Origin of the sequence: Serinibacter salmoneus, assembly GCF_002563925.1 — a bacterium.
Lineage (GTDB): Bacteria > Actinomycetota > Actinomycetes > Actinomycetales > Beutenbergiaceae > Serinibacter > Serinibacter salmoneus.
Window position 1 is genome coordinate 3066085 of record NZ_PDJD01000001.1, and the last position, 16044, is coordinate 3082128.

Sequence of the window (16044 nt, forward strand, 5' to 3'; positions counted from 1 at the left end):
GTGCTCCCCGCGGTCCATCGGATGCGGGAGTCGAGCGACTTTCGCACCGCGATCACCCGCGGGTCCCGAGCCGGTAGCGCAACGCTCGTTGTGCACCTGATGCAGAACGCGAACCCACCCGCGCCATCGGCGCGGGTGGGTTTCGTCGTGTCCAAATCCGTCGGGAACGCCGTGGTGCGCAATCGGGTGAAGCGCAGGCTGCGGCACCTGACCGCCGCGCGACTCGGGGAGATCCCGAACGGGAGCCTCGCCGTCGTGCGCGCTCTCCCTGCGAGTGCCGCTGCCGACAGTGCCCGACTCGGCGCCGATCTGGATTCCGCTCTCGCCCGCGCGCGCACCCGGGGCGGACACCCTCGGCAGGCGGCACGCCGATGAGTGGGCCGCGGCAACCCCGGTCGGTCGGCTGGGTTGCCCGCCTGATCACGCTGCCCATCGTGGCCTACCAGAAGGTGATCTCGCCGTGGTTCCCTCAGCAATGCCGGTTCTACCCGAGTTGCTCCAACTACGCCGTGCAGGCCATCCGGGAGCGAGGTGCTCTCATCGGGCCGGTACTCGCGGGGTACCGCGTGCTGCGGTGTAACCCGTGGGCGCGCGGTGGGGTGGACGTGCCACCCCACCGCGGTCAGCGGTGGCCGAGCTGGGATGGCGTGGTTGCACCATCGAACCTGCCCGGCCCGGACTCCTCGCCACCTTCGGGTGCGGAGCACAACTCATGAGTTCCGCCACCTCTACGGCGTCGGCCCCTGGCACAGCGCGGTTCCGCACCCGGGACCAGAACGCCGTACCCTCAAGGCTGGACCGCGAGGCCACACCATCTGACAGGAGTTGCACAGCGCGATGAGCTGGTTCGACACGATTCTCTCGCCCATCATGTGGGTGGTCGCTTGGATCATGGTGCTCGCGCACCGTGCCTTCGTCGCGATCGGGCTGCCCGCCAGTGGGTGGTCCTGGATCCTCTCCATCGTGGTGCTGGTGATCGTGATCCGAATCATCCTCATCCCCCTCTTCGTGCGCCAGATCAAGGCGCAGCGCGGGATGCAGATGGTCCAACCCGAGATCCAGAAACTGCAGAAGAAGTACAAGGGGAAGACGGATCCCGCCTCTCGCCAGGCGATGCAGCAGGAGATGATGGCGATCTACCGGGAGGCCGGCACCTCACCGTTCGCCTCGTGCCTGCCGCTCCTGGCGCAGTCACCGATCTTCTTCGCGCTCTTCCGGGTGCTGTACCTGTTGCCGGACGTCGCCTCCGGCGCCCGGGGATCGATCGGCCCGCTGGACGCCACGCTCGCGGCGGAGGCCGAGAACTCCACCCTGTTCGGTGCTCCGCTCTCTGCCACCTTCATGTCCGCCGACGCCACCGCTCAGGTGCGGATCGTGACGGTGCTGCTCATCCTGGCGATGTCGGCCACCATGTTCTTCACCCAGCGCCAGCTCACGATGAAGAACATGCCGGCCTCGGCGCTGGACAACCCGATGGCGCGTCAGCAGAAGATGCTGATGTACATCTTCCCGATCATCTTCGCGGTGACCGGCGTGAATTTCCCGATCGGTGTGCTGATCTACTGGACCACGACCAACCTGTGGACGATGGGCCAGCAGTTCTACGTGATCCGGCGCAACCCGGCCCCGGGTTCGGAGGCCGAGAAGGCGATGCTGGAGCGGCGCGCACGGCGGGCCGAGAAGCGCGGCGAGACCCTCGAGGACTCCGGCGATGTCGCCGTGATCACCGACGCGAAGCCCGCAGGCGGCCAACGTCAGCAGCCAGTGAGCGCCAAGCGAGCCAAGCGGCAGGGTCTGCCGAAGCAGCAGGGTCAGGCCGGTGCGGCTGAGGATTCGCAGGACGGTGCAGCCGATGGTGGCACGCCGGAGGTGGCCTCGGAGCAAGCCACTGACTCCGTGCTCGAGGACCCGCCCGCTCCGGGCAAGAAGAAGCGTCAGAAGTAGCGACATGCACCGCCCGGATGATCGGGCGGGCAGAAGGAAGGATGTGCTGTGGCACAGGAAGACGTCGTGAAGCCGCAGGAGGAGGCCGGCCCCTCGCGCCTCGAGGAGGAGGGTGAGGTGGCTGCTGACTACCTGGAGGAACTCCTGGACATCGTCGATCTGGACGGCGACATCGACATCGGCGTCGAGCATGGTCGCGCCGTGGTGGACATCGTTGCGGAGGACGGATCCGACGGTTCCCTCGATCGACTCGTCGGCCGCGACGGCGAGGTGCTGGATGCACTGCAGGAACTGACCCGGCTGGCAGTTCAGGCGCGCACGGGTGACCGTAGTCGACTGATGCTGGACGTCGGTGGGTTCCGAGCTGGGCGGCGTCAGGAGTTGACTGCGCTCGCGGAGGAGGCGATCTCCAGGGTCCGGACGAGTTCGGCGTCGGTCTCTCTGGAACCCATGAACGCCTTTGAGCGGAAGGTGGTCCACGATGCCGTGGCCGCTGCCGGTCTCGTGTCGGACTCCAGCGGGGCTGAGCCGCATCGACACGTGGTGATCCACCCCGCCTCATGAGTGATGCGTTGCGTGTCCTCCCGCTGCCGGACGGCGTGGAGACGTCCCCCGAACGCAGCGCGGAGATCCTCGGGGTCGGCTACGACGCGTGCCGATCGTTCGCGAGTCTCCTGCTGACGCACGGTGAGGAGCGGGGGCTCATCGGCCCGCGCGAGATCGAACGCCTGTGGACCCGCCACGTGCTGAACTCCGCGGCGGTCCTGCCGTCCTTGCCCGAGTCGGGAACCGTGGCGGACGTAGGCTCGGGTGCGGGGCTTCCCGGCATCGTCATCGCCGCATGCCGGCCGGACCTCGAGGTGCACCTGATCGAGCCCATGGACCGCCGGGTGCAATGGCTCGGCTCGGTGGCCGAGACCCTTGGCCTGTCGAATGTCTCGATCCTGCGCGGTCAGGCCCAGGAGTTCCACGATGCATGGGACTTCGACGCGGTGACCGCCCGGGCCGTTGCGGCGCTCGACAAGTTGGTGCGGATCACGTGGCCTCTCGTTCGGCCCGGGGGGTGCCTCGTGGCCATGAAGGGTGCCCGTGCGCATCAGGAGGTCGACGCCGCCGCCGGTGTGCTGCGTAAGGCACGAGCCGGGGAGGTCCGCGTCCAGGAGATGGACCTGCTCGGAGACGGCGATGTGACGCGGATCGTGACGGTTCCGCGCCGCGCCTGAGGCGGGGAACCGTCACGATCTCGGCCCGGTCGATTGTTCCTCGTCAGTCCTTGATGTCGGCGACGGTACCGGCGCTCAGGTAGAGGCGCCGTCGGGCTCGTTGCGCCACGGCGGAGTCGTGGGTGACGGCGACCAACGTGAGTCCCTGCGTGTTGAGGCGTTCCAGCAGCAGCAGGATCTCATCGCGCATGGCCTCATCCAGGTTTCCCGTGGGTTCGTCCGCCAAGAGGACCTTCGGTCGCTTCACGATCGCCCGCGCGATGGCGACGCGTTGCTGCTGGCCGCCCGACAGTTCCACCGGTCGGTGATCGGCCCGTTGGGCGAGGCCGACGTGCTCCAGGGCCTCGGCGACCCGGGTCGCCCGTTCCACCCGCGGGAGTCGCAGCGGCTCCAAGGCCATATCGACGTTCTCTGCCGCGGTGAGAGTGGGGATGAGGTTGAATCCCTGGAACACGAACCCGATGTCGTGCGCGCGCAGCTTCTCCAATCGGGAATGGGAGGCGGTCGCCATGTCCAGGTCGCCGAGGTAGACATGCCCGCTCGTGGGCTGGTCGAGCGCTCCGAGGAGTTGAAGCAGGGTGGACTTCCCCCCACCGGTCGGGCCTTGGATGGTGACGAAATCACCGCTGTCGATCTGCAGGTCCACACCTGCGACGGCCTGGATGGTGCGTCCCTTCTGTTGGTAGGTCCGCGTGACCGACTCCAGGCGGTAGACCCAGGACGGTGCCGGGACTTGTGGCCGGGTCGTATCGGACGTGGTGACGGTCATCGAGACCTCCTGAGGTGGGGCTGGGTGGGTGGAGCGGTTCATGCGACGGATCTCAGTGCTTCCGCCGGGCTGAGCCGGGCGGCACGCCAGCCGCCGAAGGCGCCGGCGAGGAGACCACCGAGGACGGCTAGTGCCAATGCGATGCCGATTACCCACAGGGTGATGGGTGCCTGGAGCACGATCTCCGTGGCCGCGGTGACCTCGGTACCGGAACGGAACGGGCCGGCGCCCATGCCCTGACCTATTCCGCGCATTCCCTCGGCCGTTGCCTCGCCCGAACCACCGGCGCTGATGGTCGGACCGATGGCGTTGATCAGGGCAATGCCACCGAGTCCGAGAGCCAGGCCGACGACACCGCCGATGAGGCTCTGGACCAGCGACTCCCCGGCTACCTGACGCACCACGCGGGAGTTGGACCATCCGATGGCCTTGAGGGTGCCGAACTCCCGGGTCCGCCGGCTGACGCCCGAGGTCGTGAACAGCACCGCAAGGGCGAGTGCGACGGCGAGCACCACGATGGAGAGCCAGGTACCGAGGTTGTTGATCAGGGTGGATGCGCTGGTCAGCGAGCCGGAGACCGACGACGCGAGATCGGCCTGGGAGCTCACGGTGACACCAGGCAGAGCCTGCTCGAGTTCCTCCTGTACCGCACTGATCGAGTCGGACGAGGTCGCCTGGACGTAGATGGTGGAGAGCACGTCTCCCGCTCCGGAGAGCTCCTGCGCGACATCGAGCGAGAGGTAGACATTCGCTGCGGTGTCCGCCTCATCGGACGTGGAGCTGACCAGTCCGACGATCTCGAACTCCTCCCCGACGATCTCGAGGGAGTCTCCCACGGTGAGATCCGCCGTCGCGGCATAGGTGGAGTCGAGGAGTGCGACGGTTGAGCCGGCGTCGTCGGCCTCCAGGGCCCGTCCCTCGCTCACCGTGACTCCTGTCAGAGGTCCGAGAGCGTCGGCGTCCAGGTCGACCCCGAGGACGCTGAAGGAGTTCACGCCGAACGAGCCGCCGCCGAATCCGCCGCCGGCAGCAGGGGCTTCACCTTCGCCAGGCATCGTACGCCCCGGGTCTGTGGACGCATCGGCCACGTCCTCCGGCGAAGGCATCTGGGGTAGCTCGCCGGAGAAGCTCATACTGGTCAGGCTGAGAGCGCCCGTGGCGCCACTGACATTGTCGACCGCCAGGACCGTCTCCATGACGTTCGCCTCGAGAGTGGACCGTCCGATACCAGTCGTGAGGATGGACTGGCTGAGGGACGTCGTTCCCTCGTCGTCGGTGGATCCTGCGTCCTCGTCGAACTCGAACATCTGACCGGGACCTCCCTCCCCAGGCTCGGTCTGGGCGCCGGTGATCGTGAGGTCGGTGCCGACTCCGTAGACGGAGTCCAGGGCTTGGTCCTGTGCATCCTTCACACCTGCGGCCAGAGCGTTGACAATCATGACCAGGGCGATGGCGATGGCCATACCGGCGGCGACGATGAACGTCTGCTTCTTGCGGCCGGCCAGTTCACGCCGTAGGTACCGTGCGTACATGGGTCTCCTCCCAACGGGCCGAGTGCCCGCCGTCGGACGTCGAGGCTAGGAACCCGTGCTCTGGTTCGGGTAGGCGCCGCCTATGAGTTCGTTGTGAAGAGAGGCAACGCAGTGCGCTGGAATCGGTGAGCGTGTGTGATGATCTCGAGTCCACTCACGCGATTTGCGCTTCTTTGCCGTGGTGAAGGTGAGGTACCAGGACGGCGGGTGAGGACGATCCGCCCGCCTTCTGGGTGGCTCTCACAGGATGTTCATAGGTGATGCGTGAGAATGATTGAGTATGAGCCCGACGGCATCCCCCATGATCCGGCTTGATGGCCGTCCCGTGCGTGTGCTCGTCGTGGACGACGAGCAAGTGCTGACCGATCTCTTCTCGATGGCGCTGCGCGTCGAAGGGTGGGAGGTACGCACGGCTGGATCTGGCGCTGAGGGGATTCGCCTTGCGCAGGAGTTCGATCCGGACGCGATCCTGCTGGACGTGATGATGCCGGACCTGGACGGTATGGGTGTCCTGCGGAGACTGCGCCAGTCAGGCAATGAGGTCCCGGTCCTGTTCCTCACGGCGAAGGACTCGGTGGCCGATCGCGTAGCCGGTCTGACTGCGGGTGGTGATGACTATGTGACCAAGCCCTTCAGCCTCGAGGAGGTGGTCGCACGCCTGCGTGGACTCCTGCGGCGTTCCCGGTCCGCCGTGGCCTCGGCGCCGGAGCCCGTGCTTCGAGTCGCTGACCTCTCACTCAACGAGGACAGCCACGAGGTGGAACGTGCTGGGGTCGAGATCGCACTGACGGCCACGGAGTTCGAGCTCTTGCGCTTCCTCATGCGCAACGAACGACGGGTCCTCTCGAAGGCGCAGATCTTGGATCGGGTCTGGAATTACGACTTCGGGGGGCGTTCCAGCGTGGTGGAGCTCTACATCTCCTACCTGCGCAAGAAGATCGACGCGAACCGGGCTCCATTGATTCACACGGTTCGCGGGTTCGGATATGTGATCAAGGCGCCCGTGTGAACCGCCGAGCGGGGACCTCAGCGGCGAGGTGGCGGGTGCTGGTTCGGCCGCGGCGATGGTCCCTCCAGGCACGCTTGGTGACGACGACGGTTCTCATGGTGACGGGAGTACTGATCGCGACAGGGCTGGCCACTGGCGCGGTACTCGGTGGGATCCTTCAGGAGAACCTTGCCGCACGGGTGCAGCAGGCTTCCGGCCAGGCGTCTGCCCGGGTGATGGGGCTGGAGGGCGGCGCACCCGGTGCCACGAGTGCTTCCGCCGCTCTGGAGGAGGGGGGCCTCCTGGCAGGCGCGTTGCTGGTGGTGTGGAGCCCCGATGGTGAGGTCAGCGGCGCGTACGCGGATGATGGGCGCACGGTTGTCCCGCTGTCGGACCAGCAGGTCGGCAGCGTGGTGGAGTCTGAGCTCGGGCCGACCGGCGGGACCATTGAGATACCGGGGCTCGGTGCGTACCGGGTGGCCGCTCGCCCAGCGGCCGGTCACATCGTGGTAGCGGGTCTGCCCGATTCCGAGGTCACCGACACCGTCCGCGCGATTGCCGCAGCCGCGGCCGTGGTTACCGGAATCGGGCTGGTGGCCCTTGCGTTGGTGGTCGGTGGGGTGATCAGGCACTCGCTCGCCCCGCTACGCTCGGTCGTCACGACTGCCGAACGGGTGGCCCGTCAACCCCTTGCCACCGGGACGGTGGCGATCACGGACCGCGTTCCCGAACGTGGTCTGGACGCCGACACCGAGGTGGGGCGGGTGGGGATGGCCCTGAATCTCCTGCTGGATCACGTCGACTCCTCGCTGTCGGCCCGCGCCGACAACGAGGAACGAATGCGTCGATTCGTGGCGGACGCCAGCCATGAGTTGCGGACCCCCCTCGCATCGATCAGGGGATTCTCCGAGCTGGGACTGAGAGCTCTCCGGGATCAGGGGCCAACGGAGGCAACGAACCAGACCGCGGAATCACTGACTCGGATCGAGTCACAGTCCAAACGCATGACCGCGCTGGTTGAGGACCTCTTGTTGCTGGCACGCCTTGACGAGGGGCGGGAACTGAGCCTGGAGCGGGTTGATCTTGTACGACTGGCCGTCGAGTGCGTCGTGGATGCCAGGCCCGTAGGGACGGAGCATCACTGGCGTTTGGAGGTGCCGGAGCACGCTCTGGAGGTTCTTGCGGACGCGTCAAGAATCAGTCAAGTTATGACCAATCTGGTGGCGAACGCACGAATCCACACACCGCCCGGGACGACGGTGGTGGTAACAGTGGCGGACATCGGCACCGGCGTCGAGATCCGTGTACAGGACGATGGCCCGGGTGTGGAGCCTCAGATGGTGGACAGGGTGTTCGAGCGGTTCGCAAGGGCTGATGCCTCCAGGACACGTCGCACTGGGGGTACCGGCCTCGGCCTCTCGATCGCTGCGGCAATAGTGGAGGCACACCAGGGCAGGATCAGCCTGGACAGTCGGCCGGGGTGCACGACCTTCACTGTGTGGCTGCCGAACGGACCACTGGATCGCACTGAATAGTACATACGTTGCATACGCGGGCTCTCAATGTACACAGAGTGTGCCGGCGGGTCGACGCCCGGGGCGCAGTGCTTGACTGACCGACCAACGCACACACTGACGCGCGCATCGCTGTCAACCGTCCGGCTGTCCACCACCCGGCATCTTCATCCCGACGACGGCGGCACCGCCTCCCGTCCTCACCGAAGACGTCCAGCGCTATCGTTGCTGTTCCACGTGAAACATCCCGCCCGACCTTCCTTGGCATGGGAGCCGCACTCGGACGTGGGGAGATCCAGCGATCTCGGGCTGCATGACCACTCTGTTGACCCGACCGCACTCCCGCCTGGCGCCAGGTGCGGTGTGGCTCCTGCATCGATCCACGTGAAACGCCATTCATTCGCGCGGAGCCGTAGCCCCGAGGCGGCATCTCTCTGCGTACGTTCGCCATGCGCCCGACCGCCAACAGCGAGCGTTGCTGCTGAAGTCGAACCCGTGCCACGCACGTCGACATGGTGTTCCTTCCCGTGACGCATCGCCCACGGGCCTGCGGTTTCACGTGAAACGTCAGGTCGCGCGAGTGTCCCTCATTCTCTCGCCGGCGTAGGCCTCCGTGCCGACCGGTATCCGAGAGACATGGGCTCGGGTGCGGTCCGCCGATAACAACGGCTGGCAGCGAGCCTGGCCGCCTCAACGCGAGAGGAAGCACAGGTCGTTCTTCTTCGGAATCTGTCTCATCTGAAGAACTGGGGCGCGACGCATGGGCTGTGAGTCTGTTCCACAGTGCCGTATGCGTGACGGCAGACGAGCCGATTCTGTTCGCCTTGAACAGTGCACCGATCGTGGTGGGGCGGCGTGTCGCCAGATCCAGATGCGAAGGATCGATGCCCCGTGGGCCACGAGTGAATCGTCTGTGTGAAATCTCAGTCAGTGTTAGGACAGACCAGCCGGGACGGGCTGCCGGTGGCGCCACACCGGCCGGCGCACTGGGTAAGTCTCATCGCAGCTTCACGTGTCAGGTGCGCACGCCACGGTTGAGCGCGGACGGCCTCTCTGTTCAGGTAGAAGGCGGTCTATCCGGCACAGGCCGTCGTGGTCGTGCCTTCGCAGATGAGGCAGGCCGCGCAGTCGCGAAGGGTTCACTGAGCGTTGCCCGAGAGCACAATGATGAACTGAAGCAGCTTCCCGACATCGTGACGTCTATGAGGTACCGCCGTCCTGCAATGAACGGCGATGTGGTGTCTAGTCGACCGTGGTCGTGAGGACACTGGCTCCAGTGAGGGCCTCACTGCGGCTGCATCAGGCGACGGTCTCACTGCTGTGTTTCACGTGGAACGGTGCCCGTGCTGTGTTTCACGTGGAACGGTGCCCGTGCTGTGTTTCACGTGGAACGGTGCCCGTGCTGTGTTTCACGTGGAACGGTGCCCGTGCTGTGTTTCACGTGGAACGGTGCCCGTGCTGTGTTTCACGTGGAACGGTGCCCGTGCTGGTCTCGTCCTGGCGCTATACGCGTTCGTCGCGCGCCCCGCTTCTCGTAGGATCGCGGCGGTCGAGGGTGTGGGCTCGACCGTGCGCACGCGAGACGTCCTACTGAGCTGCGGCGCATCTGGGGGCCTCAGCGTACTTCGTGGTGTGCTGTGCGCCTCGGGCGCCCAACCCACGGAAGCACGCCGAACTGTTTCACGTGGAACCACGCACGGACTGAACCTGCTGTGTACGTCAACCTGTTGTGCGCGTGGCCAGGCACGCGCCGGCGGCAGGGTCGAACTGCCCAAGTTCGACGTGGTCTACCGGGCGTGGACACTCCGCACGGAAGATGGGCTTGCCGCACTACCATTGCGCGGTTTCACGTGGAACATCACCCCGGGCTCGGGTAGGTCCACGCTCTCTGGGCCGACGTGGGCGAGAGCCGGCGATTGCCGCGATGAGGCCCGCGAGCAAACACGCCCGCTCTGGTGCAAGGGCTCCTGCGCGCCCGTGCGCTCTCTATGCGCGGGTGATGTGGTGCGATGTGGCGTGTAGCTCCGGTGCCGACGCTGCCGACGACGTATCCTGGTCGGGTGCCACATGAGACCGAGCAGCAGGCGGCAGCCAAGCCGGATTCCCTGAGTGACGCCGAGCGCCGGCAGGCGCTCATCTCGTCCCTCCCGACCGCCGACGAGGACAGCCCCCTGGCTGCGCAGCTGATCAGGGACACTCAGCGGCGGGTCACATTGAGTGAACGAACGTTCGAGAAACCACGATCTACACGCGTGTTTACTGTGGCGAACCAGAAAGGCGGCGTCGGCAAGACGACGACGACCGTGAACATCGCCGCAGCACTGGCGCGCTCAGGCCTCGAAGTCCTCGTGATCGACAACGACCCGCAGGGGAATGCCTCGACGGCGCTCGGCGTGGAGCACCCCTCCGGTACGGTGTCCACGTACGACGTGCTGCTCGGCGAGGTGCCGATGCAGGACGCCGTGACGGTCTCGGGAGCCCTCGAGAGCCTGTGGTGCGTGCCGGCGACAGTCGATCTCTCCGGTGCCGAGATCGAACTCGTCTCCTTGGAGGGTCGCGAGTATCGCCTCCGTACAGCTCTCGCCGAGTACCTGCGGTGGCGTGACGAGCAGGGCCTCCCACGCCTGGACTACGTGTTCATCGACTGCCCGCCCAGCCTCGGGTTGCTGACCGTCAACGCGTTCACCGCTGCCGCGGAGGTCCTCATCCCGATCCAGTGCGAGTACTACGCGCTGGAGGGTCTGAGCCAGTTGCTGAACAACATCGAGCTCATCAAGGGGCACCTCAACCCCGAACTGACGGTGTCGACGATCCTCCTCACCATGAGCGACACCCGCACGAACCTGGCCCGCGAGGTCGCGGGAGAGGTCCGTGGCCACTTCCCGAACGAGACGCTCAGCGCCGTCATCCCTCGGTCCGTGCGGATCTCGGAAGCACCGAGCTACGGCCAGACTGTGATGACGTACGACCCCTCCTCCTCCGGGGCGCTCGCCTACCTGCAGGCTGCCCGAGAACTCAGCGACCGCGGCGCCGCAGCCGCGACTACGGAGAGCCACCGATGAGTGACAAGCGACGCACCGGCCTGGGCCGCGGCCTGGGGGCGCTCATTCCGAACGGTCCCGCGACGAATCGGCCCGTCGACGTGTTCTTTCCTCGCACCGTTGCCGCGCCCTCGGAGACCGCCACGGACGGCCCAACCAAAGTGGTCGAATCCTCCGATGGGACAACTTCCCAGGACTCGAGCGCCCAGGCGGCGGTCGCGGGCCACTATCCCGCGACCGACCTGACGACCGATCGCGCCCGACGACTCGATGGGGTGGGACCCGAGCACTACGAGGCGGCGAACGCCGACCTGCGCTCGGCAGTGGACACCGAGTCGGAGGGCATCGCCCTCTCCCACGCCCCGATCGAGCATCCGGCCCCGAGGCGCTCGCCGGACGATGTGCGGGAGAACCAGACCGTGGAGTTGGCGCCGGTCCCGGGAGCGTCCTTCGCCGAACTGCCGCTGGACTCGATCGTCCCGAACCCGCACCAGCCGCGCACAGTCTTCGACGAGGACGACCTCGCCGAACTCGCCGCCTCGATCCGCGAGGTCGGAGTGCTGCAACCCGTCGTCGTCCGCGCCGGCGCCACGGGCTATGAACTCATCATGGGTGAGCGCCGATGGCGCGCCAGTCGCCTTGCGGGTGCGACGACCGTCCCCGCCATCATCCGGGAGACCACCGACACCGACCTCCTGCGCGATGCCCTCTTGGAGAACCTTCACCGGGCGCAGTTGAACCCGTTGGAGGAGGCTGCCGCCTATGCGCAGCTCCTCGAGGACTTCGGATGCACCCATGAGGAACTGGCGCGCCGCATCGCTCGCTCCCGGCCCCAGATCTCCAACACGCTACGTCTGCTGCGGCTGCCGCCGGCAGTACAGCGACGCGTTGCAGCGGGCGTTCTCTCCTCGGGTCACGCTCGGGCGCTGCTCGGACTGACCGACCCGACCTCGATGGAGAACCTGGCCCACCGGATCGTGGCCGAGGGCCTCAGCGTGCGGGCCACCGAGGAGATCGTGGCGCTGGGTGACGATGACCCCGTGCGTCCGGAACTCCGGCGGCGTCCTCGGGTGGGTGCACACACCGAAGCGCTCGCCGGCCTTGGACGGCGGCTCTCGGACCGCTGGGACACCAAGGTCCAGGTCAATCTGGGGCAGCGCAAGGGCAAGATCTCGATCGAGTTCGCGAACCTCGACGATCTGACCAGGATCATGGACGCGCTCGCACCCGAGGAGACCCAACGCCTGAACCAGGACACCGGCGCCTGACACACGCACCGCCGCCGTGCGCTGCCACGAGGTGGCACCGCACGGCCGGCGGTCTCCCGCTGTTGCTCAGGGGTGCGCGGCCCGAGCCATCCTCAAGTACAGCTCAGGGAGCCGATAGCCGGCGGTCTCCGCGGCGAGCGGGAACAGAGACGTCTCCGTCATCCCAGGCGCACTGTTGACGTCGATGAACCAGGCCGTCCCCGCGTCGTCGAGGATCAGGTCGGTGCGCGAGAGGCCACGCAGTCCGAGCGAGCGATGTGCGGTGACGGCGACCCGCCCGGCCTCCCGAGCGGCCTCCGCGCTCAGACGAGCGGGTGCGAAGAACTCCGTACGCCCCGTGGTGTACCGGGCGTCGTAGTCGTTGGGACCGTCGTCCACCACGATCTCCACGGCAGGCAGTGCCTGCGGACCGTCGCCGAGATCGACCACGGACACCGCGACCTCCACACCCGTGACGTACCGCTCGATGAGCGCGACATCGCCGTAGGAGAAGCAGGTCACCATGGCCTGTGGGAGGGAGGCGGCCTCGTGGACCACGGAGACCCCCAGCGCCGATCCGCCCTTGGCCGGCTTCACCACGAGGGGAAGGCCGAGGCGTTCCACGACCCGTTCCAGCACGGCGCGTGCCCCCACCTCCCGGAACACGGCCTGCGGCAGGCTCACCGAGGCGGGCGTGCTGATCCCCTCGCGGGCCAGCAGGGACTTCGAGACGGGCTTGCTCCAGGCCAGGCGCGAGGCCGCGGCGTCGCTGCCCACCGCGGGCACGCCGAGCAGTTCCAACAGGTCACGCAGCGAGCCGTCCTCACCCGTCGCTCCGTGGAGCAACGGCCAGACCACATCGGGTCGAAGCGAATCGATGAGTCCAAGGATCTCCCCGTCCACGTCGCTGACGTGTACCGAGGCACCGGCGTCGATGAGGGCATCGGCTACGCGCCGTCCCGACCGGAGCGAGACCTCCCGCTCATGGGAGAGCCCACCCGCGAGGATCAGTACGTCCATGTTCGTCGCGCCCATCAGGTCGTCCCCGTGGCCGGGGCGTCCAGCCCGTGGGGGTGCTGCTGCGTGGAACCGAACATCGCGACCAGGTCCGCCTCGGCGTTGACCACACCGGCCAGGCGGCGCACCCCCTCCACGATGCGCTCCGGAGTCGGGTAGCAGAAGGAGAGCCGCATGTGCGTGGAGCCAGCGCCGTCGGCGAAGAACGCAGTCCCCGGCACGTACGCCACGCGTGCGGTGACCGCGCGTGGCAGCATTTCCCGGGCGTCCAATCCGGCCGGGAGTCTCACCCAGACGAAGAAGCCGCCCTCCGGGGTGGTCCAGGACGCATTCGGGATGTATTCCGCCAGCGCGGAGACCAGCGCGTCGCGCCGCTCCGCGTACATCACCCGGAAGTCCTTGATCTGGGCACGCCAGTCGAAGTTGGCGAGGTAGGCCGCCACGCTCAACTGCGACGCGTTGGACGGGCACAGGATGGCGGACTCGTTCGCCAGCACCAACCTCTCGCGGATGGCGTGCGGGGCGTGGGCCCACCCCACGCGGTACCCGGGGGCGAAGGTCTTGGAGAAGGACCCGAGGAACACCACGTCGTCCGGGGCGATGGAAGCCATGGCCGGGAGCGGTTCGCCGTCGAAGCTGAGGAGGCCGTAGGGGTCGTCCTCGAGGATCAGCACCCCGTGGCGCCGCGCGACCTCGATCACGGCATGACGCCGCGCCAGTGACATCGTGACGCCCCCGGGATTCTGGAAGTTCGGGATCGTGTACAACACCTTCACCCGGCGACCCTCGCGTTTCAGCCGCGAGAGGGTCTCCTCGAACGCCTCCGGCACCAACCCCTCGTCGTCCATCGGGGTGTGGACCACGTCCGCCTCGTAGGCACGGAACACACCGAGTGCGCCCACGTAACTCGGGGCCTCGGCGACCACCACGTCACCCGGATCCAGGAAGATCCGCGCCAGTAGGTCGAGTGCCTGCTGGGACCCCGTGGTCACCACCACGTCGTCCGGGTGGGCGTTGACGGCCTCCAGGGACATCACCTCGGTGATGCGCTCACGCAGTTCCACCTCGCCCTGGCCCGAGCCGTACTGCAGCGCGCGGCTCCCGTGCATGCGCAGCATCTGCGCGATCGTGTCGGCGTAGCGCTCCATCGGCAGGTCCGCCAGGTTGGGCATCCCGCCGGCAAGCGACACCACCTCGGGGCGGTTCGCGACGGCGAACAGCGAGCGGATCTCGGAGGCTCGCATACCCTGGGTGCGGGCCGCATAGGAGCCGTGCCAGGGGTCCAGGCGTGTGCCGCGGGGGGACTCGGTCACGCTCACACCGCCGCGTACTCTTGGAGCGCGTCGCGGATGGCGGCCTTGGGTCGGGCGCCGACGAGAGTCTTCACCAACTCCCCGCGGGAGTAGATCAGCAGCGTGGGGATCGAGGTGATCTGCAGCGACGCGGTGGCGCCGGGGTTGTCATCCGTGTTCAGTTTCGCCACGGTCACGCCGGTCAGCTCGCGCGAGAGCTCCTCGATCACCGGCTCCATCTGGCGGCACGGGCCACACCATGGCGCCCACAGGTCCACGAGCACCACTCCGGGTGCCTGCAGGACCAACTCGTCGAACGTGTCGTCTGTGACCTGGAGAACGCTACTCACAACTCTCCTCAGAGGGGCATGGGAACGGTGCGGGCCGGACCGCAAGCCCTCAGACTACGCCGGTCAGCGACTCCTCGCGTCCACTGGTCGCCGCGGGAGTGTCCCCGACGGGGGTGGCGTGGTGGGTGGCGAGGTAGCGTTCGGCGTCCAGGGCGGCGGAGCAGCCGGTGCCGGCGGCGGTGATGGCTTGGCGGTAGGTGTGGTCCACGACGTCGCCGGCGGCGAAGACGCCGGGCAGGTTGGTCTGGGTGGTGGGGTGGGCCACGGTGATGTAGCCCTCCTCGTCCAGGTCGACCTGGCCGTGCAGGAGTTCGGTGCGCGGTAGGTGCCCGATGGCTTCGAACAGGCCGGTGACCGCGAGGTGGCGGGTGGCGCCGGTGGTGGTGTCGCGCAGGGTGAGGCCGGTGAGTTTCTCGGTGCCGTGGATGGCGATGATCTCGCTGTTCCAGGCCATCTCGATCTTGGGGTCGGCCAGGGCGCGTTCGGTCATGATCTGGGAGGCGCGCAGTTCGTCGCGGCGGTGGATGAGGGTGACCTTGGAGGCGAAGCGGGTCAGGAAGGTGGCCTCCTCCACGGCGGAGTCGCCACCGCCGACCACGGCGATCTCCTGGTCGCGGAAGAAGAACCCGTCGCAGGTGGCGCACCAGGAGACCCCACGCCCCGACAGGGTCTTCTCCTCGGGTAGGCCCAGTTCGCGGTAGGCCGATCCGGTGGTCAGGATGACCGCGCGGGCCTTGATGGTGCCGGACTCACTCGTGGTGAGGGTCTTGATATCGCTGGTGAGGTCGAGGGACTCCACGTCCTCGAAGCGGATGTCGGCGCCGAACTTCTCGGCCTGGGCGGCCATGTTCTCCATCAGGTCCGGGCCCTGAATGCCCTCGGGGAACCCGGGGAAGTTCTCCACCTCGGTGGTGTTCATCAACGCGCCACCAGCCGTCACGCTCCCGGCGAACACGATCGGCGCCAACCGCGCCCGCGCCGCGTACACCGCCGCGGTATACCCCGCCGGACCCGACCCCACAATCACCAGGTCATGGATCTGTTCGGTCTGCGTGGTCATGGCCTCACTCCTTGGTAGTCAGTGCTCGCGGGGGACAACCCCGGATGTGGCGGTCTTGTTCCCGCCT

Annotated in this window: 15 protein-coding genes; 9 read left to right on the plus strand and 6 right to left on the minus strand. The window is 67.3% G+C overall.

Going from position 1 to position 16044, the window contains the following annotated elements; genetic code table 11:
* From rnpA to rsmG, 5 genes are all read left to right on the plus strand, one after another.
* The gene (gene rnpA / locus ATL40_RS13680) at window positions 1–375 is read left to right on the plus strand and encodes a ribonuclease P protein component (protein WP_098470028.1); all 375 of its coding nucleotides are present in this window, start codon (window positions 1–3) and stop codon (window positions 373–375) included.
* Window positions 372–716 (plus strand): membrane protein insertion efficiency factor YidD, encoded by a 345-nt coding sequence (yidD, locus tag ATL40_RS13685; RefSeq protein WP_098470029.1) that lies wholly within the window; start codon window positions 372–374, stop codon window positions 714–716. The genes rnpA and yidD overlap by 4 nt, the downstream gene beginning before the upstream one ends.
* A 121-nt stretch (window positions 717–837) precedes the next feature.
* On the plus strand, window positions 838–1944 hold the full coding sequence (gene yidC, locus ATL40_RS13690; protein ID WP_098470030.1) for a membrane protein insertase YidC: 1107 nt from the start codon (window positions 838–840) through the stop codon (window positions 1942–1944).
* A 48-nt stretch (window positions 1945–1992) separates the two neighbouring features.
* Window positions 1993–2508, plus strand: coding sequence for a Jag family protein (locus tag ATL40_RS13695; protein WP_098470031.1), 516 nt, complete (start codon window positions 1993–1995; stop codon window positions 2506–2508).
* The gene (rsmG, locus tag ATL40_RS13700) at window positions 2505–3167 is read left to right on the plus strand and encodes a 16S rRNA (guanine(527)-N(7))-methyltransferase RsmG (protein WP_098470032.1); all 663 of its coding nucleotides are present in this window, start codon (window positions 2505–2507) and stop codon (window positions 3165–3167) included. Before ATL40_RS13695 ends, rsmG begins: the two co-directional genes overlap by 4 nt.
* A 43-nt stretch (window positions 3168–3210) precedes the next feature.
* On the opposite strand, the gene ATL40_RS13705 is transcribed toward rsmG, so the two are convergent.
* Entirely contained in the window at window positions 3211–3936 is a 726-nt protein-coding gene (locus tag ATL40_RS13705) for an ABC transporter ATP-binding protein (protein ID WP_098470033.1), read from the minus strand.
* A 38-nt stretch (window positions 3937–3974) separates the two neighbouring features.
* Window positions 3975–5468, minus strand: coding sequence for an ABC transporter permease (locus ATL40_RS13710; protein WP_098470034.1), 1494 nt, complete (start codon window positions 5466–5468; stop codon window positions 3975–3977).
* A gap of 280 nt (window positions 5469–5748) precedes the next feature.
* On the opposite strand from ATL40_RS13710, the gene ATL40_RS13715 reads away from it, so the two are divergent.
* From ATL40_RS13715 to ATL40_RS13730, 4 genes are all read left to right on the plus strand, one after another.
* Window positions 5749–6477 (plus strand): response regulator transcription factor, encoded by a 729-nt coding sequence (locus tag ATL40_RS13715; protein WP_098470035.1) that lies wholly within the window; start codon window positions 5749–5751, stop codon window positions 6475–6477.
* A gap of 77 nt (window positions 6478–6554) precedes the next feature.
* Window positions 6555–7991 carry a sensor histidine kinase gene (locus ATL40_RS13720; RefSeq protein WP_342747626.1) on the plus strand — a complete coding sequence of 479 codons (1437 nt, stop codon included), beginning with the start codon at window positions 6555–6557 and terminating at the stop codon, window positions 7989–7991.
* Between the two features lie 2231 nt (window positions 7992–10222).
* On the plus strand, window positions 10223–11032 hold the full coding sequence (locus tag ATL40_RS13725) for a ParA family protein (protein WP_281254905.1): 810 nt from the start codon (window positions 10223–10225) through the stop codon (window positions 11030–11032).
* Window positions 11029–12279 carry a ParB/RepB/Spo0J family partition protein gene (locus ATL40_RS13730; protein ID WP_098470037.1) on the plus strand — a complete coding sequence of 417 codons (1251 nt, stop codon included), beginning with the start codon at window positions 11029–11031 and terminating at the stop codon, window positions 12277–12279. Before ATL40_RS13725 ends, ATL40_RS13730 begins: the two co-directional genes overlap by 4 nt.
* 66 nt (window positions 12280–12345) lie before the next feature.
* Here the strand turns inward: ATL40_RS13730 and ATL40_RS13735 are convergent, their stop codons facing one another.
* The 4 genes from ATL40_RS13735 to trxB are packed head-to-tail and all read right to left on the minus strand — an operon-like array spanning window position 12346 to window position 15977.
* Entirely contained in the window at window positions 12346–13293 is a 948-nt protein-coding gene (locus tag ATL40_RS13735) for a D-alanine--D-alanine ligase family protein (protein ID WP_098470038.1), read from the minus strand.
* Window positions 13293–14594 (minus strand): aminotransferase-like domain-containing protein, encoded by a 1302-nt coding sequence (locus ATL40_RS13740; RefSeq protein ID WP_425443387.1) that lies wholly within the window; start codon window positions 14592–14594, stop codon window positions 13293–13295. The genes ATL40_RS13735 and ATL40_RS13740 overlap by 1 nt, the downstream gene beginning before the upstream one ends.
* Complete coding sequence (gene trxA / locus ATL40_RS13745) at window positions 14591–14917, minus strand: thioredoxin (protein WP_098470039.1); 327 nt, start codon at window positions 14915–14917, stop codon at window positions 14591–14593. The genes ATL40_RS13740 and trxA overlap by 4 nt, the downstream gene beginning before the upstream one ends.
* A 49-nt stretch (window positions 14918–14966) precedes the next feature.
* Window positions 14967–15977 carry a thioredoxin-disulfide reductase gene (gene trxB, locus ATL40_RS13750; protein WP_098470040.1) on the minus strand — a complete coding sequence of 337 codons (1011 nt, stop codon included), beginning with the start codon at window positions 15975–15977 and terminating at the stop codon, window positions 14967–14969.
* Window positions 15978–16044 lie beyond the last annotated feature (67 nt).